The following is a 21,571-nucleotide window of genomic DNA, read 5'->3' as shown; positions in this document are numbered from 1 at the left end:
TCCGGGATGTGAGCATGAAGGACGACCAGAAACACACCGAGGAACGACCGGGCCGCATTGATGCCGTTCCGGTGCGTCACCCGTGGCGATGGGTGGCGGTGGTTGTCGTGGGCATTCTGCTGGCAATGCTCGTGCACTCCTTCGTGACGAATCCCAGGTGGGACTGGGCGAGCACCTTCAGCTACATGTTCAAGCCGGCGATGGTCCAGGGGCTCATCCAGGGCACCCTCTTGGGCACTGTGCTCGCCATGATCATCGGCGTCGTGCTCGGCGTCCTGCTGGCCGTCATGAGGCTCAGCTCGAACCCGGTGCTGAAATACACGGCTGCGGTGTACACGTGGTTCTTCCGCGCCATTCCCCGCTATGTGCTGCTCACCATCCTGGGCGTCGGCCTCATCTTCTTGTACCCGAGCATCGATGTCGGCGTGCCCTTCGGCCAGAGCATCGAGCGCATTCTCGGCCTGCAGACCCAGCTGACCTGGTGGCACATCGACATGCGGACCATCTCGAGCGGCATCGGTATCGGGGCCATCGGCCTGGGGCTGTCCGAGGCCGCCTACATGGCCGAGATCGCGCGGGCGGGAATCGTCTCGGTGGACCGCGGCCAGACCGAGGCGGCGATGGCGCTGGGGATGAGCTCGCGCAAGACCACCCAGCGGATCGTCCTTCCGCAGGCGATGCGGGTGATTGTGCCGCCCACCGGCAATGAGGCCATTGCCATGATCAAGGACACCTCGCTGCTGACCGCCATCCCGGTGGGAATGGAATTGTTCAACCAGGCCACCATCATCGCCAACCGGACATACAAGGTGATGTCGGCCTATGTGGCTGCCACCATCTGGTATCTGCTCGTGTGCTCGATCCTCATGGTCGCCCAGGCCTTCCTCGAACGCCGCTTCGGGCGAGGCTTCGGCAGGCAGGACGTGAATCCCCGGGCCCGCAGATTGCTCGACAAGACAGGGGAGCACTGAGATGACGACCCAGCCGGCCACGCGCCCGGCCGTTGACACGCCGATCGTGCGTGCCGTCAACGTGCACAAGAGCTTCGGCCGCCATCGCGTGCTCAAGGGCATCGACATGGCGGTCGCGCCGAGCGAGGTGGTCTGTCTCATCGGACCATCCGGCTCGGGCAAGACCACCTTCCTTCGCTGCATCAATCTGCTGGAGGACATCGACGAGGGACGCATCTTCGTCGGTGATCAGCTCATGGGATACGAGGATCGCGCGGGAACCCTGCACACCCTCGATGACGCAGCACGCGCCCGGCAGCGGCGTCCCATCGGGATGGTCTTCCAGCGCTTCAACCTCTTCCCGCACATGACAGCTGTGCAGAACATCATCGAGGCTCCCACCCAGGTGCTCCGCACACCGCGGGGCCAGGCAGTGCAGGAGGCCCACGAGCTGCTGGAGCGCGTCGGGCTGGGCGACCGCGGTGACGCCTATCCGTCCCAGCTGTCGGGAGGTCAGCAGCAGCGGGTGGCCATCGCCAGGGCGCTGGCCATGCACCCCCAGCTCATGCTCTTCGACGAGCCGACCTCGGCGCTGGATCCCGAGCTGGTCGGTGAGGTGCTCGCGGTGATGCGCGAGCTGGCGGAGGAGGGCATGACGATGATCGTGGTGACCCACGAGATGACCTTCGCTCGCGATGTGGCAGACCACGTCGTGTTCATGGACGCTGGTGTCGTTGTGGAACAGGGCTCGCCCGATCAGGTGATCAACCATCCGGGCCAGGAGCGCACCCAGCAGTTCCTCAGCCGGATGGTCTCCTCGCCCGCCAGCCCCAGGGGATCCTCCGGCGCGGTGTGAGGCGGGGTTGGGCCGGCTGGGCTCACAGCGGGGTATGTGTCCACCCGCGCCGGATCGTGTCGAGGTGGATCTGGTAGAGAGCGTCCATCGTCTCGCGAGGTGCCCGCTGGGCCGTCTCGAGGCAGATGAAGCCGTGCCAGGACATCCAGATGGAGCTGGCGATCTGGCTGGGGTCGAAGTGCCAGAAGATGCCCTCGTCGACCAGCTGCCCCACCACCTCGCGCAGGGGCTGGGTGAGTGCCCCGGCCACCTTGGCCGGGAGTTCGGCGCCCCGCCGCTCGGATGCATGGGAGCCCAGCATCTCGTGGTACAGCGGTGCATGCCGCAGGGCCCATCGCCGGTAGTTGTGGGCCAGGCAGGACAGCTCCGCCAGGGCGTCGCCGGTCCGCTCGAAGGCCCGTTGCGCGGCCACGAAATCGTCCACAGCGGATCTGAAGACCAGCCGCAGCAACGCTTCCTTGCCGCCGAAGAGGGTGTAGATGGCGTTGGTGGACGTGCCGGCGTCCGCGGCGAGGGCCCGCAGCGAGACGCCGGCCGCCCCTCCACAGTCCGCCATGGCGATCGCCCCCTCGAGCAGTCTTGCCCGCAGCTGCGCATCGTAGACACGGGGATGGGCCATGGCCCGGAGGGTACCAGCGCAGTGCGCGGGCCGCCGCTGGCGTGCAGCCGCTCAGCCCTCCTCGGGCACCGCGGCCAGTTCGTCGAGCCAGACCTTTGCCGTGGCGTCCGAAGGCGAACGCCAATCGCCGCGCGGTGACAAAGAACCCCCGGCAAGCACCTTCGGACCGTTCGGGATGGCCGTGCGCTTGAACTGGCTGGCCATGAACCGTCGGTAGAAGACGGCCAGCCACTTCTTGATCTCGGGAAGCCGATAGGCGATCCGTTCCTCGGCGGGGAAGTTGGCCGGCCAGGGGCCCGAGTGGGGGTCCGACCAGGCATGCTGGGCCAGGAAGGCGATCTTGCTGGGGCGCAGCCCGTGGCGCAGCAGATAGTAGAGGAAGAAGTCATGCAGCGCATAGGGGCCGATGGTGTCCTGGGTGCTCTGCGGCCTGTGCCCCTCGGCCACCGGCACGAGCTCCGGGGTGATCTCCGTGTCGAGGATCGACTGCAGGATCTGTCCGGCCGGCTCGTCGAACTGATCCGATGCGATGACCCACCGGATCAGGTGCTGCATGAGGGTCTTGGGCACGCCGCAGTTCACCGCATAGTGGCTCATCTGGTCGCCCACGCCGTAGGTGCACCAGCCCAGCGCCAACTCCGAGAGATCGCCGGTGCCCAGGACGATGCCGCCGCGCTGGTTCGCGATCCGGAAGAGATAGTCGGTGCGCAGGCCCGCCTGGACGTTCTCATAGGTGACGTCGTAGACATCGGTCGGGTGCCCCAGGTCACGCAGCATCTGCTCGGCCGCCGGTCGGATGTCCAGGGTCTCGAAGGTGGTGCCGAGCGCAGTGGCCAGCGCGGTCGCGTTGTCCTTGGTGTGCGCACTGGTGGCGAAGCCGGGCATCGTGAATGCGAGGATGTCGGAGCGGGGGCGCCCGGCGCGATCCATCGCCTTGGCCGCGACGAGCAGGGCATGGGTGGAGTCGAGCCCGCCCGAGACGCCGATCACCACCTTGGCATCGCCGATGGCTGCCAGCCGCTTACCCAGCCCGAAGACCTGAATGTTGTAGCCCTCGTAGCAGTCCTGGTCGAGCTGAGCGCTGTCGGCCGGTACGAACGGGAAGCGCGCCACCTCGCGATGCAGCCCCAGATCGGTGCGGGGTGGAGCGAGAGTGAAGCCGATCCGCCGGAAGCTGGACGCCTGCTGGCGCGCATTGTCGTCGAAGGTGCCTTGGCGCAGCCGGTCCTGGCGCACGAGGTCGAGGTCGACGTCGGCCAGTGAATACCCCGGTGAACTGGGGAAGCGTTCGGTCTGGGCGAGCAGCTGGCCGCGCTCGTAGACCATCGTCTGGCCGTCCCACGACAGGTCTGTCGACGATTCGCCGATGCCAGCCGCGCAGTAGACATAGGCCGCCAGGTCGGTGGCGCTGGCGCTGGCGCACAGCATGTGGCGGTCGCGAGCCTTGCCGATGGTGATGGGGGAACCGGAGATGTTCACCAGGACGGTGGCTCCGCCCAGCGCGGCGAGCGAGCTGGGGGGCACCGGAACCCAGCGGTCCTCGCACACCTCGACGTGGACGGTCAGCCCGGGCACGTCGTCGGCTTCGAACAGCAGTGCGGGCCCGAACGGGACCGCTGTGCCGTTGATGGTGATCTGCGTGTCGATGCCGGCTCCGCTGGCGAAGTGGCGGCGTTCGTAGAACTCGCGGTAGTTCGGCAGATAGCTCTTGGGAACGACGCCGAGAACTCGGCCGCGGTGCACCACGACCGCGCAGTTGTACAGCCGGTTGCTATGGCGCAGCGGGGCTCCGACGATGATCAACGGGAGGAGGGACTCGCTTGCGGCGCGCAGTGTCTCGATGGACGCCACCGTGGCGTCCAGGACCGGATCTTGCAGGAGCAGGTCATCGATCGCATAGCCACTGAGGCACAGCTCGGGGAAGGCCGCCACCGCCGTGCCCTGCTCGCTCAACTGCCGAAGCTGGTCGATGATGCGCGCAGTGTTGGCGAGGGGATCGGCAACAGTCGTGGCGCTCGTACACGCCGCGATGCGCGCGAAACCCTGGTCGTACAGGGATGAGAAGACCATGGCACTCCGATCCGATCTCGCGCCGAGCTGTGCTGTGTGCTGTGCGCGTCCGGACCCCGAGCGTACGACCCAGTGGTGCGGGACGCATCATCCCGCCGGATCGTACGCCTCGGGGCAGGCCCGCGCGCCACGTGCCGGTGCCGGATCAGTCCTGCGGCGTCAGTGGCAGGTATTCCGGCGTGTAGAGCATCGACTCGATCCATGCCCGGACATCATCGGGACGTTCGACGGTGGCCTGGCCGGTCTCGAAGATGTAGTCGGCCACTCGCGTCGCCGTGGTCACCTCGGTCTGCAGGATGTTGGTCTGCTCGGGGAAGAGCAGGCCGCGCTCCCGGGCCAGCGGCGAGACCTGGTCGGCCACCGCCCGTGCCGCCTCGACGAACATCTCGTCGGTGATGAGCGCGGGTCGGGTGGCATAGACCGCCAGGCCGATCGCCGGGAAGATGTAGAAATTGTTGGCCTGTCCGGGGTACAGGGTCGTGCCGTTGAGGTGCACGGTGTCGAATTGCACTCCGGCCGCGAACAATGCCTTGCCATCGGTCCACGTGTAGGCCTGCTCGGCCGTGCACTCGGCGTGGTCGGTGGGATTGGAGATGGGGAAGATGACCGGGCGCTCGGTGATCGAGGCCATCTCCCGTACGACCTTCTCGTCGAAGGCGCCGCCCTGGGTGCTCACCCCGATGAGCACGGTGGGCTTGAATGACTTCACGACGTCCACCAGCTGTGAGCTGGGGGCATCATGGCGGGCGAAGGGCTGCTGCCACTCGTTGAGGTCGTCGCGGCTGGACTCGAGGAGCCCCTTGACGTCCATGAGCGCGATGCGCGAACGGGCCTGCTTCTCGGTGAGACCTTCCATGGTCATCGCGGAGACGAGCATGGTGGCGATCCCCGATGCCGGCCGAGCCGGCGCCCAGCAGCAGGAAGCGCTGGTCCGAGAAGCGCTCGTGCTTGATCTGCAGGGCTGTCGTCAGGCCGGCGACGACGATTGCCGAGGTGCCTTGGATGTCGTCGTTGAAGCACCGCACCCGCTGCCTGTATCGGGCCAGCAGGCGCATGGCATCGGTGCCCTTCCAGTCCTCGAAGTGGATGCACACGCCGGGGAAGACCTCGTTGGCCGCGGCCACGAAGGCATCGGTGATCTCGTCCAGCTCCTCGTCGGTGGGCGGCGTGGTGCGCGAGCCGAGGTAGAGGGGATCGGCGCGCAGCTTCGAGTTCGTCGTACCGATATCGAGCAGCACCGGCAGGAGGACATTCGGCGGTACCGCGGCGCAGGCGGTGTACAGCTGCAGCTTGCCGATCGGGATGGCCATTCCGTTGAGGCCCAGGTCGCCGAGCCCGAGGATGCGCCCGCCGGTGGAGACGCAGATGAAGCGCACATCGTCGGCACGCCAGTTGCGCAGCATCCGGGCGAATTCCGAGGTGCGGTCCCGGGGCAGGTAGACGCCACGAGCCCGGCGGAAGATGTCGCCGAAGGTCTGGCAGGCCAGTCCGACGGTGGGGTCGTAGACGATCGGCATGAAGCGCTTTGGGTCGGACATGATCGTCTTGAAGAAGAGCGTCTCATTGCGATCGGCAAGACCGATGAGATAGATATAGCGCTCCAGGTCGGTGGACTTGGAGTCGAGGTGACGCAGAATGCGTTCGAGCTGCCTGTCGATCGTCTCCACCGCCGGTGGTAGCAGGCCATCGAGGCCGAACTCGTGTCGCTCCTCGAGCGTGAAGGCGGTTCCCCTGTTGAGGACGGGATCGTTGAGCAGCGCAGGCCCCGTGGGCGTCTCGGTGGGCATGGTGGATGACCTCCAGAATCATGTGGTGACTGTGCCCCGGGTGCTGGTTCGGCCCGAGTGGCGGGCACACAGAGGAAGGCTAACAACAGGGCAAAGACACCGGATCGCCACGCACCAGGGCTCGCGGTGCTGCGCATCTCGTTCATCTGCCTGCCCTCGGGCGTTCATCGGACGGTGTTAGGGATGGGCCATGTCGATCATGGATCCCGTCTGGATGACCGCCATCTGGGCGCATGCCGGGGCCAGCGCATATGCCCCGGCCAATACGATGCGAGCCTTCGAGCTTGCCGTCGAGCAGCACGCCGATGGCATTGAACTCGACGTCCACCTCAGCGGGGATGGCGAGCTGGTGGTGCGCCATGATCCGACCGTGACAAGGCCCGACGGCACCACGGTGGGCATTGCGCAGCTGAGCCTCGCCGAGCTGGCAACCACTTCAGCCTGCTTGCCCTTCGCGAGCTCGATCCTGGGGCTCGGCTCGCGCCGCTCTACACCACGGGCCTGGTCGATCCCTGGCTCTATGTCGAGCATCTGGGGATGGAGGCCGTGCACCCCTTCTACCTCAACCTCATGGCTCCCGGTGTCCTGAGCGGCTTCCAGCAGCGGGGCATCGCTGTGCGCGCCTGGACGGTCAACGATCCCGCTGTATGGCGCCAGCTCTTCGCGGCCCAGGTGGACGTCATCATCACCGACGATCCGGCCAGAGCGCTTGCCGAACGTGCCGGTCAGCTGCACGGCGGTGGCTCATGACAGCTGTCCGGGAGGTGGAAGGTGCGCCGGCAGCTGGGCGGGCCCATCGGCGATTCGTCGGACTCGTGCTCATCGGTCTGGGCTTCTTCGCCATCAGCGTCTCCTGGGGGCCTACAACGCCTATCTGCCCTTCATCCTCAGCGGAGCGGGATTGTCGACCACGGGGATCGGGGCGGTGATGGCCCTGGACAATGTCTTCGGCCTCACTGTCCAGCCCTTGATCGGCATGGTGAGCGATCACACCATGAGCCCGTGGGGCCGTCGCATTCCCTTTGCGCTCTTCTGCGCTCCGGTGGCGGCGGTCGCGCTGGCCACCATGCCCTTCGTGCCGAAATCCGCGGTCCCCGGACTCATTGCCGTTGTCGTTGTCTATGCCCTGGTGATGGCCATGTGGCGAGCGCCCATGGTGGCGCTCATGCCCGATCTCACCGAATCCGCGCACCGCTCGCGGGCCAATGGGTGATCAACTTCATGGGGAGCCTGGGCAGTGTCCTCATGTTCGCCGTTGGTGGCCTTCTTGGGGGACGCTTCGGCTATCCGGGCCCCTTCGTCCTGGCGGGCGTCCTCATGGTGGTCGCGGCCCCGACGGCCTGAGGGGCTGGCTGGCATCCTTGGGCGGCGAGGCCTGACGCCCGCGGCGTCGCCCTCGATGTGCTGTGAGGGACGTTGGGCGCGCGGAGGCCCGGCAGGGCCGACGGCGGATCCTGGTCGGCGCGGCACTCTGGTTGCTCTCGGAGCCTCAGCGAGGCCCACTGGGACACGCTGGCCCGGTCACCCAGCGGCCCTGGCCTGGCCAGTGGGAATGCCACTGCGCGGTCCTGGCCTTGTCACTGGCTCGCCCCGGCTAGGCTTTGTTGCGGCGATGGATTCCGCCAGGGCCCTGCCCGAACCGCCGTCCGGCTGATGACTCCTGCTCCTGTAGAGGGGCGGACTGTGCCCCGGATAGGTGAAACGCATGACAACGACACCGCAGCCGAGTGTGGAGCGTATCGTCCCGCTCGCTGGGCATCCTTTCGTCGTCGGCATCGAACCCGGCACGACCGGGCTCGTGGTGGCCACCGCACTCGAGTGGGCCCGGGTGAGTGGCAGCATCTTGTACTTCGGCTATGCAGACCCCTCCCGGGTCGCCGTCGAGGAGCGCGCCGACGGAAGTGTCCGGCACACCGAGATCGACCCCGATGTGCCGGACGACGCCTGGCACGACCGTGACCGGCAGCTGCACGAATTCCTTGATGAACTCTGCGCGGGCAGCGAGGTCGGTTGGCAGTTCCGCTATCTCGCCGGTCGAGCCGATCGGGCCCTGACCCACCTGGCCCGCACCGTGGAGGCAGCGGCCATCGTGGTGGGTGCGAAACGACGGAACCGCCGCGATCCGCGCACCTTCCTCGGCAGCTCTGTCGGTGCCCAGCTGTCCCATCACCAGCACCGGCCGGTGCTTCTGGTGCCGGTGGCGGTGGTGGACTGGAAGGAACCCCTGCTGTGAACCCACAGCACCGCATCCCCGACGGCCTGCTCGTCATTGCCGGGGGTGGCGTCGGAACGCTCCTGCGGGCGCTGGCTGCCGCCCGGTGGCCCGATCACGCCGGCCACTTCCCGGCCACTGTGCTGACGATCAATCTGCTCGGTGCATTCATCCTTGGCTGGCTGCTCCGCGAGCTGGTGCTCACCGGCCCGGACGAGGGCTGGCGGCGCGAGCTCCGGCTCGGTGTCGGCACCGGAGTGATGGGCGGGTTCACCACCTACAGCAGCTTTGCCGTCCAGACGGTCTCCCTGCTGCGATCCGGGCTGTGGGCCCTGGCCCTCGGCTATCTGCTGGCCAGCTTGGCCGGTGGCTTCCTGTGCTGCTTGGCCGGCACGATGACCGCCGACCGCCACCATCGGGCGCGGCGCGCGCGCTCACACCGCGAGGGGACGATATGAGCTGGGTATTCGTCTTCCTCGCGGGCGGAATCGGTGCCTGGTGCCGCTTCCGGCTCGATGGGCTCATCGGGCGTTTCTGGCGGCACTCGGTGCCCGTGGGGACATTGGTCATCAACGTCCTCGGCTCCTTCCTGCTCGGCTTGCTGAGCGGCCAGGCCCTTGCCCACGGCGGCGAGGCATCTCTGCTGGCCGTGCTGGGCACCGGCTTGCTGGGGGGATTCACCACCTTCAGCACTGCCAATGTCGAGGTGACGCGCCTCGCGCTGGCCGGGCGCGGTGGGGTGGCAGTCACGCTGCAGATCGCAATGGCGGTCGTCGCAGTGGCAGTGGCCCTGTTCGGGTGGTGGCTCGGCGCGCTCATCGGCTGAGGGCGGGTGGCCTCGGCAGAAGGTCCGGGCAGGCAGACAGGGCAGCCCACGGGCAGGTATGTGAGTGGGCAGCTCACGGACAGGTGTGTGGGGGGCGAGAAGCTGGCTGGCCAGATCGCCTGTGCGTGCTTTTTCTGCCCCAAGTCGGGTGAAATCGGCGCCAGCGAGCTGTGCGGTCCAACTTCGGGCAGAAAAAGCACGCCTTCGCCGGGTACGCCGGGCCAGGCAACCCGGGAACGGCTGCCTGCGGGGCCCCGCAGGCAGCCGAGTCGCGGTGGCGCGGACCGCTAGCGCCTCGAAGATCCCAGGCCGAGACCCCAGCGCGGCAGCTCGCTGGCGTGGGGTGAGGTGTCTTGAGTTTGTACCTACTAGTAGGTACAGTTGGGTTGGCTGGCGAGTCGGTATTCAGGCCTGCGGTCCTGGTGTCACGAGGGGATGGCGGAATCTGGCTGGCACGGTATTCGGCACGGGGGGCGGAGAAGGAGCTGATGGGGTCCAAGGAGAAGCTCATCGAGGCGATGGCCTCGCTGCTGTGGGAGCGCGGCTATGCGGCCACGAGCCCTCGTGAGGTGATGGCGGCTGCCGGAGTGGGCCAGGGCAGCATGTACCACCACTTCAGCGGCAAGCACGATCTCGCCGTCCAGGCGATGCGCCTGAGCATCGATACGGCGATGGCCAGGAATGCCACCCTCACCGCAGATGGCGACCCCCTCGATCGGCTCAAGGCCAACCTCCTGGCACCTCGGCCCGGCACCAAGGGATGCCGCGTGGGCCGGATGACCCAGGACCCCGAGGTCCTCGCCGATCCCGAGCTGCTCGGCTTGGTGGGCGAGGCCTTCGAGCAGATGCACCGGCTGTGGGCCGACACGATCCGCGAGGCAATCGATGCCGGCCAGCTTCCGCCCCAGCTCGATCCGGAAGATCTGGCGAGCACCCTCCAGGCAGTCCTCCAGGGCGGCTATGTGCTCTCCCGTGCCCAGGGCGAGCAGGCCCCGATGGACGCCGCCATGCGGGGCGCGGTCGCGCTGCTCGATGCCGCGGCAGACTGTCGCGACCCCGCGCCCAAAGCCCCTCGAAACCACACAGCCGCCCTCGGACCAGGCCTGGACAGGGGCGAACACATCGACAAGAAGGAGTCAGCATGACCATTCGTATCGGCATCAACGGATTCGGACGGATCGGGCGTACCTACCTGCGGGCCGCGCTCAAGAACGACGCGGACGTGCAGGTGGTCGGCGTCAACGACATCGCCGACGTGCAGACACTCGCCGACCTGCTGGAATGGGACTCGATCTCCGGTCATCTCGACGGGGTCAGTGCCGGGGACGACACGATCACCGTGGGAAATCAGTCCTTCAAGGTCTTCGCCCAGCGGGACCCGGCCCAGATCCCCTGGGCTGAGGTCGGCGCCGATGTCGTCATCGAGTCGACCGGGCGCTTCACGACTGCCGAGACCGCGAGGGCCCATCTGAGCGGCGGTGCCCGCAAGGTGATCGTCTCGGCTCCGGCCAAGGGCGATGTGCCCGCCGTCGTGCTCGGCGTCAACTCCGATGGGCTGGACGTCAGCTCGGCGGACGTCTTCTCGAACGGCTCGTGCACCACGAACTGCCTGGCACCGATGGTCAAGGTGCTGCACGACGCCTTCGGGCTGGAGAGCGGGCTCATGACCACGGTGCACGCCTATACCAGTGACCAGCGTCTGCACGACGCACCTCACAAGGATCTTCGTCGAGCAAGGGCTGCCGCGCTGTCCACCATCCCGACCTCCTCGGGTGCAGCGAGGACCATCGGCAAGATCATCCCCGAGCTGGACGGCAAGCTCACCGGCTTCGCCTTGCGCGTACCGGTACCGGTCGGTTCGATCACCGATCTCACGGCGGTGGTGAGCAAGAAGGTCAGCGAGCAGGACGTGAAGGACGCCTTCCGGGCGGCCTCTGAGTCCCAGGGACTCTCCCGCTATCTCGCCTACTCGCAGGCCCCGATCGTCTCCTCGGACATTGTGGGAAACCCGCACTCGGTGATCTTCGACGCGCCGTTGACCGAGGTCATCGGTTCCCAGGTGAAGGTGCTCGGCTGGTACGACAACGAGTGGGGCTTCTCGAACCGGCTCGTCGAGCTCTCGCAGATCATCGGTGCGCAGTTGTGAGTGTGAGTCACTGACCCAGCGGATACCGGATGGTCCCGGCTCTTCCCGTCCTCGGGCGGGTGGGTGGCCGGGACCATCCGTTGTGCACGTCCGGTTCGGCTACCCGCGGCTCAGCACCTCGCCGTCGGGCTCCAGGTCGAACAGCTCGCCATGCCGGCCCCAGTCGATGGCGGTTGCCAGCTGCTCCTCGAGCGCCTCACGCGTGAACGAGCGTCGCAGCAGGTCGCGGAAGAAATCGAGCCGCAAGGTGCCCTCATCGCTGGAATCCAGTGCTGCGCATATGGCGTGCACGAGCGGCGCCCGCTGGGCGGCGAGCCGCCCGAACAGCCGCTTGCCCTCGTCGATGTCGCTGCGCACCCATGCGAGCCCGTCATCGGTCACCTGCGCCTGCCCGGCGTCCACATGGAGCAGTCCCAGCATCGTCGCCCCGTCCACCAGGGGGAGCAGATCGTCCACCTCGAACTTGAGGCTCGCCGCCAGGTCGGCCAGGTCGCCGCCGTTCGGGCCGCCCGCCACGAGCGAGACGAGACCGGCCATGCCGCCGACGCTGGCCTGCGGCAGCGGATTGCTGGCCGGGCTCGTGGCCGGCGCGGCGGGGTCGACCGGCTGACCGGTGAGGACAGCATAGAGCTCGTCCACATAGGCTCCGAACGCTTCGCTGCGGCGCTCGCGCGGACGTGCCAGATCGATGCGTGTCTCGTGACGCACCCGCCCGGGGTTGGAGCCCAGCACCACGACACGGTCGGCGAGCAGCACGGCCTCCTCGATGTTGTGCGTGACGATGCAGATGCTCTTCGTGGGGAAGTCGGGCTCGGACCACAGACGAACGATCTCGGTCCGCAGGTTCTCTGCCGTGAGCACGTCCAGGGCAGAGAAGGGTTCGTCCATGAGCAGGGCATCCGGCTGGGTGACCAGGGCGCGGGCGAAGCCGACCCGCTGGCGCATGCCGCCCGACAGTTCCCGGGGATAGGCATTCTCGAATCCGCTCAGCCCGATCACATCGATGAGCTCCTCCGCGCGCGCGGTGCGCTCAGCCCGGGCGACGCCGCGCGCCCGCAGGCCCAGTTCGACGTTCTCACGGACGTCCAGCCAGGGCATCAGGCCGAAGGTCTGGAAGACCATGCCGACGCCGGGATTGGCACCTGCCAGCTCGGCTCCCCGGTAACGGATGGTACCCTCGCTGGGGGCGATGAGCCCGGCGATGCAGCGCAGCAGGGTCGACTTCCCCGATCCCGACTTGCCGAGGATGGCCAGGATCTCGCCGTCCTCGAGGCGGAGGTCCACGTGGTCGAGCACCGTGAAGGTGCCGCCTTCCTGGGCGGGAAAGGCCTTGGTGACATCGTCCACTTCGATGAGTGCCTGGTTGGTCATGGCAGATCCTCCTTCACGCAATGCTGAAACGGCGGTTGGCGAGGGCGCCGAGCGGGCGCCAGACGAGGCGGTTGAGTCCCACGACGTAGACGCACATGACGAGCACTCCGACGAGGACGCGGGGGAAGTCTCCGGCTGCCGTCGCGTCGGCGACATAGGCCCCGAGTCCGGTGGCGCGCAAGGTCGTATCGCCATAGCTGACCACCTCGGCCACGATCGATGCGTTCCAGGCGCCGCCGGCGGCGGTGAGCGCCCCGGTGACCCAGGCAGGGAAGATCGCTGGGAGGATCAGCGTGCGCCACCGCAGCGCGCGGGGCAGCCCTAGGCTCGTGGCGGCCTCCCTCAGGTCGGCCGGCATCGCGCTGGCAGCGGCGATGACGTTGAACAGGATGTACCACTGCGAGCCCAGCGCCATGAGCACGATGCCGCCCCAGTTCAGGCTCCAGTGGTGCCTGACCAGCAGCAGCGTCACGAAGGGGAACAGGAAGTTCGCCGGGAAGCTGGCCAGCATCTGGACAATGGGCTGGGCAATGGTACGCAGTCTGGTGTTCATGCCGATCACTGCACCCACCGGCACCCAGATGAGGGTCCCGAGCACGATGACCGCAACCACCCTCCCCAGGGTCGCGAGCCCGAGCGCGAAGGCGCGTCCGAACTCCCCGAGCCCGGGTCCGGCCTGTACAGTGCCCACCATCGCGAGGGCACCCCACACGCACGGCACCGCAATGGCAGCGGCACACACGATGTCGCCCACCCGCCGGCGCGGGCGGGCGGCTGCCGGCCAGCCGGTCCCGGCGCCGAATGGCCTGGTGAGGGTGTCGAAGACCTCGCTGAGGCTCCGCCCGAGCGCTGTGGCCAGGGCGGCCAGGTGCGAGCGGCGCAGCAGATCGAGCACCACGGAGCGGGAGTTCTCGGAGGAGCCGGTGTCGCCGAGGCGGAACTTCTGGGCCCAGGTCAACAGGGGGCTCCACACGACGGCGTTGAGCAGCCAGACCGTGACGAGCATCACGGCAATGGCGAGGCACAGCCGCCCGAGCTGGCGCTGTTGGGACGCGGCGGCCACATAGCTGCCGATACCGGGAAGCACATAGGAGTGCCCGTTGACGGAGATGGCCTCGGATGCGGTGAGGAAGAACCAGCCGCCACCGAAGCTCATCATGGCGTTCCAGGTGAGCGGAATCATGCCGCCGGGCAGATCGAGCGTCCAGAAGCGCTGCCACCGGGTCAGGCGCAACAGGCGCGCGGATTCCACGAGGTCCTGCTTCTGGGCGATCATCGAGTCGTGCAGCGCAAAGGTCATGTTCCACGCCTGGGAGGTGAAGATCGCGAAGACCGACGCGCATTCCAGCCCCATCCGGCTGCCCGGGAACAGCGCTATCCAGAAGGTGACCGTCACCGAGAGGAAGCCGAGCACGGGCACCGATTGCAGGACGTCCAGCAGCGGGATGAGTACCGCACCGAGACGCCGGGATCGGGCGGCGGCGGTGGCATAGACGAAGGTGAACACGACGGATGCCGCCAGGGCGGCGAACATCCGCACCAGTGACTGGCCGGTGTATCCCGGCAGCAGCCATGGGTTCGTGTCGAGTGTGCCCTGCGCGGCAGCCATGCTGGCCGGCGCGCTGGCGCGCTGACCCATCTGGACGAGGCCCCACAGCAGGGCGGCGGCGACGATGAGGATGCACAGATCGGCCAGCACGCCGCCTGTGCGGTCGGTGGGACGCGCGGCGCGTCCGGTTGGAGTGATGAGGGTCATGACAGCCTCCGATCGCCCGTACGGCACGAGGAGGCCCGACGCTCAGGTCAGTCGAGAGTGCACCGCACGGGGTGGGATGAATGGAATGTCGATCGGGGACTACTACTGTCGGCGTCCATCGTTCTCACCTCCTGGCGCAGCACACATGCCGGAGCCAGAAGCCCTGGCGACCCGGCGGCGCCGACATTTTAGCACCGCATTCCCCGGGTCGCCAGCTCGAGTGCTCGCAGATCGCCGGTCACGCCATGGCGACGTGGCGCGCGGGGAACGCGTGGGCACTCGCTGTATGGTCAGCCTGTGCTGACCAGTTCCCAAAGGCTCGACGCGATGACGAGGATCGGCCGTGCGATGGCCGATCCCACCCGCGCACGGATCCTGCCGTTCCATGCCTTAATGATTCTGGCCATGTCTGGCCGATCCCACCCGCGCACGGATCCTGCTCCGAGTGCTCGACGCGCCCGCGAGTCCAGGCGCCATCGCCGATGATCTTGGCCTGACAAGGACCAACGTCTCGAATCACCTCGCCTGCCTGAGGGGCTGCGGGATCCTCGTGGCGCTGCCCCAGGGGCGCTCGACCCGCTATGAACTCGCCGATTCCCACATCGGCGCGGCCCTCTCGGACCTCTTCGAGGTCGTCCTGGCGGTCGACACCGGCCATCGCTGCCTTCGCGACGCGGGGGCGCGAACGGGAGTCCATGCCACGTGTGGATGCAGCAGGCAGGGACGCAGCGGGGACTGCGGACATGACTGCGGCGCGCTGCGCAGCCGGGAATCGGCATGACGGCCCCGACCGCTGCCGCGCCGAGCGATGCCAGGAGGCGTCTCCTCGAGCGCAGAATCCGTCAGATCGTGGCCGCGACCGTCGCCTACAACGTGGTCGAGGCGGTCGTCGCGCTTGCGGCGGGCTCGGCCGCCGGCTCGACCGCGCTGCTGGGATTCGGGCTCGACTCGATCGTCGAGGTCCTGTCCGCGGCGGCAGTCGCCTGGCAGTTCGCGGCACCGGATCCCGCAACCCGGGAGAGGACGGCCCTGCGGCTCATCGCCATCTCCTTCCTCGGGGTGGCGGCGTTCGTCTGTCTCGACGCGGCACTCACCCTCGCCGGGCGGCGCACACCCGAGCAGTCCGCGGTGGGCATTGCCCCGGCGGTGGTGTCCATGATTGTCATGCCGGGATTGAGCGTGCTGGAGCTGCGCGCCGGCAGACAGCTGGGCTCGGCGTCCGCGGTGGCCGATTCCACGCAGACCCTGGTCTGTGCGGCATTGTCGGTGGCAGTCCTCGCCGGTCTGCTCCTCAACCTCACCCTGGGATGGACATGGGCGGATCCGCTTGCGGGGCTGGTCATTGCCGTCTTCGCGGTGCGCGAGGGGCTGGAGGCCTGGCGCCAGACAGGGCGCGACCCGGTGAGACACGACTGATTCACCTCGGCGAAATCCGGTTCCCGCGGACGCTTGGGTGCACGGCGAGGCAGAGTAAGGAACGCCCGAATCTAGCCGCCCTGCCCTGGCGGGACGGCAGCTGTGTGCCGGATCCTGCGCCGGTGGGGGTTGGGAATCGGCACTGCGTCGAGCAGGGCTTGAGTGTAGGGGTGGCTCGGATGCTCGTAGACCTCGCTCACCGGCCCGTGCTCGACGATTCGGCCGGACTTCATCACGGCGACCGTGTCCGCTATGGAGTGCACCAGCCCGAGGTCATGGGAGACGAGCAGGATCCCCAGGCCCCTCTCCTGCTGGGCATCGTTGAGCAGATTGAGCACCTGGGCCCTGATCGAGACGTCCAGGGCCGACACCGGCTCGTCCGCCACAATGAGTTCGGGCCCGGTTGCGAGCGCCCGGGCGATCCCGATGCGCTGGCGCTGCCCACCCGAGAACTCGTAGGGGTGGCGATCCACATCGCGCGCTCGCAGCCCAGTGGATGCAAGGAGCTCCTCGAGGACCCCTCGGTCGTGCGGCATGTGGTGATTGAGCAGGGGACCGGCCAGGATGCGCCCCACCGAGTGACGCGGGTTGAGCGAGTTGTAGGGGTCCTGGAAAACCATTGCCTTGGATGCCCGAAGCGGGCGCAGCCGGCGCTCGGGCCAGCGGGTCACCTCGGTGCCGTTCCAGCGCACAACCCCCGAGTCCGGATCGAGCAGCCGAAGGCAGATCCTGGCCAGTGTCGACTTGCCCGAGCCGGATTCACCGACGAGCGCCAGCGTTTCGTGGGCGTGCACGCTCAACGAGACGTCGTCGACGGCGGCGACCCGGATGGTCGTGCGCGAGAAATCGCTGCGGCGCACGAAGACCTTGCTCACATGGTCCACGGACAGCAGCGTCTCGCCGGCATGGGTGCTCATGGCAGCTTCCTCTCGGGGCCGAGATGGCAGGCGGCCCGGTGCTGCTCCGATCCCGGCCGCTCGCCAAGCTCAGGGCGCTCCACCAGGCAGCGTTCCCCGACCTCGGGCTGATAGGCGCATCGAGGGTGGAAAGGGCAACCGGAGGGGCGGGAGCTGCCTGAGGCGGGGACGCCGGGGATGGCCTTGAGCCGTTTGCCGTCGGCCTCGGGGTCGGGTGTCGAGTTGAGCAGCCCGAGCGTGTAGGGGTGGCTGGGCCGGTCGAAGATGTCGAAGACCGTGCCCTTCTCGACGAAATGACCGCAATACATCACAGCCACCTCATCGGCGATCTGGGCCACCACCCCCAGGTCATGGGTGACCAGCACCATGGCCATCCCCATCCGCTCGCGCAGCTCGTCGAGCACCTGGAGCACCTGGGCCTGCACGGTGACGTCGAGGGCCGTCGTGGGTTCGTCCGCGATGAGCACCGCCGGCTCGTTGACGATCGCCATGGCGATCATGACGCGCTGGCGCATCCCCCCGGAGAATTCGTGGGGGAACTGGGCGGCGCGCTGCGCCGGCTCGGGAACTCCGACCGCTGCCAGCGCCTCGACCGCCCGCGCGTGGGCCTGCTTGCGGTTCGCTGAGGGGTGGTGCACCCGATAGGCATCGGCCACCTGGCGGCCCACCGTCGCGAAGGGATTGAGGGCGGCCAGGGCATCCTGGAAGACCATCGAGATCCGCTGGCCCCGTAGCTTGTTGCGTTCGCGTTCCGTGAGGGCGAGCATGTCCTGCCCCTCGACGAGGATCGATCCGCGCGTCGTGGCGTTGTCGTCGATGAGGCCCAGACATGCCCGGCTCGTCACCGACTTGCCAGAACCCGACTCGCCCACGATGGCCAGGACGTGCCCGCGCTCCACCTGGAAGCTCACACCGTCGACGGCGCTGACGGTGCCCTGACGTGTCGCGAAGTCGACACGCAGGTCGTCGACCCGCAGCGGGAACTGCTCGGTCTCAGCCACGGCGGACCCTCGGATCGATGAACCCGTAGGCGATGTCGACGACCAGATTGGCGGCGATGATGAGCGCAGCCCCGAACAGCGCGGTGCCCACGACGACCCCCAGGTCGTGGCGGCCCACGCCGTCGATGAGCAAATCCCCGATGCCGTGCATGCCGAACACCCTCTCGGTGAAGACCGCCCCACCCAGCAGCCCGGCCAGATCGAGCCCGAAGAGCGTGATGATGGGAACCCACACGCCGCGACGTGCGGTGCGCCCCACCGTGCGCGGGGACGCACCGGTGGCGCGCAGCGCGAGCAGGTGCTCGGCGCCGAGTTCGTCGAGCATCTGGTTGCGGGCGTAGCGCGCATAGCTGGATCCCGACAGGGCGGCGATGACGCACCATGGGAGCACCAGATGCCACAGCCACTCCACTGGGGATTCGCCGAACGGCACGTAGCCGGAGACCGGGACCATGTTGAGCCAGAAACCGAAGACGAGGATGGCGATCAGCCCCAGCAGATAGGTGGGAGTGGCGAGCAGCACCAGGGAGCTGCCACGGACCAGATGATCGGGCAGCCGATTGCGGTGCCGCGCAGCGAGAATGCCCGACGCCATCCCGGCGAACAGCGCCAGCACTGCGCCACCTACCGCGATGGAGGCGGTGATCGGCAGCCTGGCCACGATGAGGCTCGTCACCGACTGGCGAAGGTCGAAGGAGTAGCCCAGGCAGGGTGCCGAGCAGATCATCGCGCTCGGGCCGGTGCCGAAGGTGCGTCCCACGAACAGGCCCTTGACGAAGTCGAGCCACTGGGCGAAGGCGGGCTTGTCGATGTCCATCAGCTGGTGGATCTGGGTGAGTCGTTCCGGCTGGCAGGGCCGCCCGCAGATCACCCGCGCGGGGTCGACGGTGGAGGAGTAGAAGATCAGGTAGACGCACAGCGAGATCGCGAGCAGCACGAACACCGAGATGATGACGCGGCGCACGATGAACCGAACCATCAGCGTTCCCCCATCCGCACGTCGAAGGCGTCGCGCAGCGCGTCACCCAGCAGGGTGGAGCCGAGCATGAGGATCAGCAGCGCTGCGCCGGGGAACAGCAGGAAACCGACATCGGCACCGGTATAGGTCCAGGTGACCGACTGGCCGATGAGCCGCCCCAGTTCGGGGGTGGTCGGGGAGACCCCCACGCCGAGGAAGGACAGGCCGGCTGCCGTCGAGATGGTGGTCGGGAAGCTGAGGGCTGTGATGACCGCCACGGTGCCCACCAGGTTCGGCAGCATCTCGGCGCGCAGGATTCGTCCGGGCGGGGTGCCGGTGGATCGTGCAGCTTCGATGAAATCGCGATTCACCAGGCTCTTCGCCTGTCCGTGGATGAGACGTGCGGTGCTGACCCAGCCGAACACGGCCAGCGAGAGCGCCAGCAGCACGGTGCGCGGGAACTCGGGAGGCACGATGAGCTGGATCGCGATGAGGAAGAGCAGCGAGGGGAATCCGAACATGAAGTCGACGAATCGTCCCATGACGTACTCGAAGACACCGCCGAAGTAGCCCATTGCCAGGCCGAGCAGCACGCCGAAGGTGACCGACAGGAAGGTTGCCCCCAGTGCGATGAGCACCGAGGTGCGGATGCCGTAGACGACCAGTGCGAACAGGTCGCGGCCGGTCTGGGGTTCGACCCCGAACCAGTGGGTCGAGGACACGCCGCCCAACGGTCCGATCGGCTGGCCACCGTTCGCGGCGTCGATGAGATCGCTGTGGAAGGTGTACGGATCCTGTCCCGCGATGGCGGCCAGCACCGGGGCGAAGAGCCCGGCGCCGACCACCAGCAGGACACAGCCGAGCCCGATCATGCCCATCCGGTCGTGACGCAGCTGTCCGAGCGCCTCGGCGAAGGGTCCTCGCAGACGCCGCCCGGAGTCCCCGGGCGACTGCGCGAGGGAGACGGGAGCCTGACTCACTGCGCCTTCAGCCCCACGATGAGCACATTGGGATAGGTCGGGAACGTGGGGATGTAGGTATTGGTCGTATTGGATCCGTTGATATAGGCCTGATGGCCGTAGTAGAGCGGAACGACCGGGGCATGTTCCATGATCTGCTTGTCGAGCGCACCCCACAGGCTGGCCGCCTTGGCGGAATCCGTCTCGGTCTGGGCGGCGGCGATCGCGGCGTCGATGGCCGGATCGGCCAGTCGCGAAATGTTGTAGTTGCCGTTGCCGATCTGATCGGAGGAGAACAGCGGGGACAGCGCGGCGTAGGCGCCGGGATAGTCGGCCTGCCAGCCCCCGAAGCTGAGATCGAAGTCACCCGATTCGGTCTGGGTGGCCTGGAAGGTGTCGGAGTCCTGGGACACGACCTTGACCTCGATGCCGAGGGTCTTGAGGTCCTGGGTGATCGAGGAGGCCATCTGGCTCTGTTCGTCCACCCCGGAATCGATGAGAAGGGTGAGAGGACCGACCTGCGCCGAGCCGAGCGCCTGCTTGGCCTTGTCGAGACTTCCGGTGTCGCCGCCGTCGTACAGGTTGAACTGCTGGTGGCCCTGCAATCCGGGCGGCAGCAGGGTCGAGGCGATGGCACCGCCGAAGGTGGGGCCGCCGTTGATCGTCTGGATCTGCTGCTTGTTGATGACATAGGAGATCGCCTTGCGCACGGCGATGTCCTTGAGCCCCGGGCGGGTGGTGTTGAAGGCGAGATAGTTCACGGCGCCGGACGAGGAGACGGCAGCGCGCGCCTTCACGGCCTCGTCGGCGTTGATCTTGGGGATCACCGATGTGGAGATCGAAGCGAATGCGGCGTTTTTGTCGTCGCCCTGATCGTTGATGAGGCGCTGGGACGCGGTGTCGGCGTTGAGGCCCATTTCGAAGACATAGTGGTCGGGGGCGGCCAGCCTGGCCTCGTCGGTCGACTTGTCCCAGTGCGGGTTGCGGGACATCTCGACCCTGGACCCCAGCTGGTAGTCAGTGACCTGGTAGGGACCCGAGCTCGGCGGATTGTGATCGTAGGCGGGGATGCCCATGCCCTTGTCGACCGGGATCGGGGCGAAGGCGGGCATCGAGACGATCCACGGCCAGTCCGCGAAGGCCCTCACGAGATGGAAGACGATCGTATTGCCGGACACCTCGACGGAGTCGAGATGGGCACCGCCGGCTGGGCCCTTGTAGTCGGCGCCGCCCACGAGGAGGGACTTGTGGTAGCTCAGGCCGCCCTGCAGCTGGGCGTCGAAGGACCGTTCGACGCCGAACTTCACGTCCGCGGCGCTGATCTCGCTGCCGTCGGCGTACTTGAGGCCCGACTTGAGGGTGTAGGTCCACGTCTTGCCGCCGTCACTGGGCGTGCCGGTGTCGGTTGCCAGGTCGGGGACCACCGTGGTGTCGGCAGCGGGATCGGTCTTCCAGGAGGTCAGGCCGCGTACCACGAGGTGCAGGGTGCTCGTGCCGAGATTCTGCGACTTGGCCGGGTCGAGGTGGATTTCCTTGGAGGTGGCACCTGACAGGATGTGGATCGTGCCGCCGGTGCTCGGGGCCGCCGTTGCGCCGACTCCCACGCCGGCGGATGCCGAAGCGGCCCCCGGGCCCTTCGGGTTCGCGTTACAGGCCGACAGCCCCGCCATGCTGAGCACTGACAGTGCACCGAGTCCAAGAACGGTTCTGCGAGTCTGGATCATTGC

At 67.6% G+C, this 21,571-nt stretch carries 23 protein-coding genes, 1 pseudogene and 1 riboswitch; of the genes and pseudogenes, 13 read left to right on the top strand and 11 right to left on the bottom strand.

Annotated elements, in window-relative coordinates; all coding sequences use genetic code 11:
- Positions 1-14: 14 nt before the first annotated feature.
- Positions 15-971, top strand: coding sequence for an amino acid ABC transporter permease (locus BMX93_RS05310; RefSeq protein WP_091968754.1), 957 nt, complete (start codon positions 15-17; stop codon positions 969-971).
- Between the two features lies 1 nt (position 972).
- Positions 973-1,806, top strand: coding sequence for an amino acid ABC transporter ATP-binding protein (locus BMX93_RS05305; protein ID WP_091968752.1), 834 nt, complete (start codon positions 973-975; stop codon positions 1,804-1,806).
- A gap of 22 nt (positions 1,807-1,828) precedes the next feature.
- Here the strand turns inward: BMX93_RS05305 and BMX93_RS05300 are convergent, their stop codons facing one another.
- From BMX93_RS05300 to maeA, 4 genes are all read right to left on the bottom strand, one after another.
- Positions 1,829-2,425 carry a TetR/AcrR family transcriptional regulator gene (locus tag BMX93_RS05300; RefSeq protein WP_091968750.1) on the bottom strand — a complete coding sequence of 199 codons (597 nt, stop codon included), beginning with the start codon at positions 2,423-2,425 and terminating at the stop codon, positions 1,829-1,831.
- Between the two features lie 51 nt (positions 2,426-2,476).
- Positions 2,477-4,495, bottom strand: a complete 2,019-nt coding sequence (locus tag BMX93_RS05295) for an NAD(+) synthase (protein WP_091968748.1) — start codon at positions 4,493-4,495, stop codon at positions 2,477-2,479.
- 145 nt (positions 4,496-4,640) lie between these two features.
- The gene (locus BMX93_RS13420) at positions 4,641-5,351 is read right to left on the bottom strand and encodes a malic enzyme-like NAD(P)-binding protein (protein ID WP_281245644.1); all 711 of its coding nucleotides are present in this window, start codon (positions 5,349-5,351) and stop codon (positions 4,641-4,643) included.
- Complete coding sequence (gene maeA, locus BMX93_RS13415) at positions 5,233-6,282, bottom strand: oxaloacetate-decarboxylating malate dehydrogenase (protein WP_218139227.1); 1,050 nt, start codon at positions 6,280-6,282, stop codon at positions 5,233-5,235. The genes BMX93_RS13420 and maeA overlap by 119 nt, the downstream gene beginning before the upstream one ends.
- A gap of 190 nt (positions 6,283-6,472) precedes the next feature.
- On the opposite strand from maeA, the pseudogene BMX93_RS13475 reads away from it, so the two are divergent.
- From BMX93_RS13475 to gap, 9 genes and pseudogenes are all read left to right on the top strand, one after another.
- A pseudogene (locus tag BMX93_RS13475) lies at positions 6,473-6,709 on the top strand (glycerophosphodiester phosphodiesterase family protein); the annotation flags it as partial.
- A gap of 14 nt (positions 6,710-6,723) precedes the next feature.
- Positions 6,724-7,032, top strand: a complete 309-nt coding sequence (locus tag BMX93_RS13470; RefSeq protein ID WP_342735320.1) for a glycerophosphodiester phosphodiesterase family protein — start codon at positions 6,724-6,726, stop codon at positions 7,030-7,032.
- Positions 7,001-7,495 carry an MFS transporter gene (locus tag BMX93_RS12885; protein WP_342735317.1) on the top strand — a complete coding sequence of 165 codons (495 nt, stop codon included), beginning with the start codon at positions 7,001-7,003 and terminating at the stop codon, positions 7,493-7,495. The genes BMX93_RS13470 and BMX93_RS12885 overlap by 32 nt, the downstream gene beginning before the upstream one ends.
- Positions 7,492-7,626 carry a hypothetical protein gene (locus BMX93_RS13410; protein WP_281245640.1) on the top strand — a complete coding sequence of 45 codons (135 nt, stop codon included), beginning with the start codon at positions 7,492-7,494 and terminating at the stop codon, positions 7,624-7,626. Before BMX93_RS12885 ends, BMX93_RS13410 begins: the two co-directional genes overlap by 4 nt.
- Before the next feature lie 255 nt (positions 7,627-7,881).
- A riboswitch (Fluoride riboswitch) is annotated at positions 7,882-7,952 on the top strand.
- Between the two features lie 35 nt (positions 7,953-7,987).
- A complete protein-coding gene (locus BMX93_RS05270; RefSeq protein WP_091968742.1) occupies positions 7,988-8,515 on the top strand; it encodes a universal stress protein in 528 nt (175 codons plus the stop codon).
- Entirely contained in the window at positions 8,512-8,952 is a 441-nt protein-coding gene (locus BMX93_RS05265; RefSeq protein ID WP_245725744.1) for a fluoride efflux transporter FluC, read from the top strand. The genes BMX93_RS05270 and BMX93_RS05265 overlap by 4 nt, the downstream gene beginning before the upstream one ends.
- The gene (locus BMX93_RS05260) at positions 8,949-9,320 is read left to right on the top strand and encodes a fluoride efflux transporter FluC (RefSeq protein WP_091968740.1); all 372 of its coding nucleotides are present in this window, start codon (positions 8,949-8,951) and stop codon (positions 9,318-9,320) included. The genes BMX93_RS05265 and BMX93_RS05260 overlap by 4 nt, the downstream gene beginning before the upstream one ends.
- A 488-nt stretch (positions 9,321-9,808) precedes the next feature.
- Positions 9,809-10,465, top strand: a complete 657-nt coding sequence (locus BMX93_RS05255) for a TetR/AcrR family transcriptional regulator (protein ID WP_091968738.1) — start codon at positions 9,809-9,811, stop codon at positions 10,463-10,465.
- Positions 10,462-11,466, top strand: coding sequence for a type I glyceraldehyde-3-phosphate dehydrogenase (gene gap, locus BMX93_RS05250; protein WP_091968736.1), 1,005 nt, complete (start codon positions 10,462-10,464; stop codon positions 11,464-11,466). Before BMX93_RS05255 ends, gap begins: the two co-directional genes overlap by 4 nt.
- 99 nt (positions 11,467-11,565) lie before the next feature.
- Here the strand turns inward: gap and BMX93_RS05245 are convergent, their stop codons facing one another.
- Positions 11,566-12,837, bottom strand: a complete 1,272-nt coding sequence (locus tag BMX93_RS05245) for an ABC transporter ATP-binding protein (protein WP_091968734.1) — start codon at positions 12,835-12,837, stop codon at positions 11,566-11,568.
- Positions 12,838-12,850: 13 nt separating this feature from the next.
- The gene (locus BMX93_RS05240; protein WP_091968732.1) at positions 12,851-14,593 is read right to left on the bottom strand and encodes an ABC transporter permease; all 1,743 of its coding nucleotides are present in this window, start codon (positions 14,591-14,593) and stop codon (positions 12,851-12,853) included.
- A 409-nt stretch (positions 14,594-15,002) separates the two neighbouring features.
- Between BMX93_RS05240 and BMX93_RS05235 the strand changes: the two genes are divergently transcribed.
- Together BMX93_RS05235 and BMX93_RS05230 are read left to right on the top strand one after the other, a co-directional pair.
- Positions 15,003-15,374, top strand: a complete 372-nt coding sequence (locus BMX93_RS05235; protein WP_143052817.1) for an ArsR/SmtB family transcription factor — start codon at positions 15,003-15,005, stop codon at positions 15,372-15,374.
- The gene (locus tag BMX93_RS05230; RefSeq protein WP_091968730.1) at positions 15,371-16,009 is read left to right on the top strand and encodes a cation efflux transmembrane domain-containing protein; all 639 of its coding nucleotides are present in this window, start codon (positions 15,371-15,373) and stop codon (positions 16,007-16,009) included. Before BMX93_RS05235 ends, BMX93_RS05230 begins: the two co-directional genes overlap by 4 nt.
- 71 nt (positions 16,010-16,080) lie before the next feature.
- Here the strand turns inward: BMX93_RS05230 and BMX93_RS05225 are convergent, their stop codons facing one another.
- Genes BMX93_RS05225 through BMX93_RS05205 form a run of 5 tightly spaced genes read right to left on the bottom strand, consistent with a single transcriptional unit; the run spans position 16,081 to position 21,568 of the window.
- Positions 16,081-16,926 carry an ATP-binding cassette domain-containing protein gene (locus BMX93_RS05225; RefSeq protein ID WP_091968728.1) on the bottom strand — a complete coding sequence of 282 codons (846 nt, stop codon included), beginning with the start codon at positions 16,924-16,926 and terminating at the stop codon, positions 16,081-16,083.
- Positions 16,923-17,927 carry an ABC transporter ATP-binding protein gene (locus tag BMX93_RS05220; protein WP_218139225.1) on the bottom strand — a complete coding sequence of 335 codons (1,005 nt, stop codon included), beginning with the start codon at positions 17,925-17,927 and terminating at the stop codon, positions 16,923-16,925. The genes BMX93_RS05225 and BMX93_RS05220 overlap by 4 nt, the downstream gene beginning before the upstream one ends.
- Entirely contained in the window at positions 17,920-18,906 is a 987-nt protein-coding gene (locus tag BMX93_RS05215; RefSeq protein WP_091968727.1) for an ABC transporter permease, read from the bottom strand. The genes BMX93_RS05220 and BMX93_RS05215 overlap by 8 nt, the downstream gene beginning before the upstream one ends.
- A complete protein-coding gene (locus BMX93_RS05210) occupies positions 18,906-19,865 on the bottom strand; it encodes an ABC transporter permease (protein WP_245725743.1) in 960 nt (319 codons plus the stop codon). The genes BMX93_RS05215 and BMX93_RS05210 overlap by 1 nt, the downstream gene beginning before the upstream one ends.
- Positions 19,862-21,568, bottom strand: coding sequence for an ABC transporter substrate-binding protein (locus tag BMX93_RS05205; RefSeq protein WP_091968725.1), 1,707 nt, complete (start codon positions 21,566-21,568; stop codon positions 19,862-19,864). The genes BMX93_RS05210 and BMX93_RS05205 overlap by 4 nt, the downstream gene beginning before the upstream one ends.
- Positions 21,569-21,571: the final 3 nt, after the last annotated feature.

This window comes from Propionibacterium cyclohexanicum (assembly GCF_900111365.1).
GTDB lineage: Bacteria > Actinomycetota > Actinomycetes > Propionibacteriales > Propionibacteriaceae > Propionibacterium > Propionibacterium cyclohexanicum.
The sequence above is the reverse complement of the archived record's forward strand: the minus strand, read 5'-3'. Positions and strand labels throughout refer to the sequence as shown.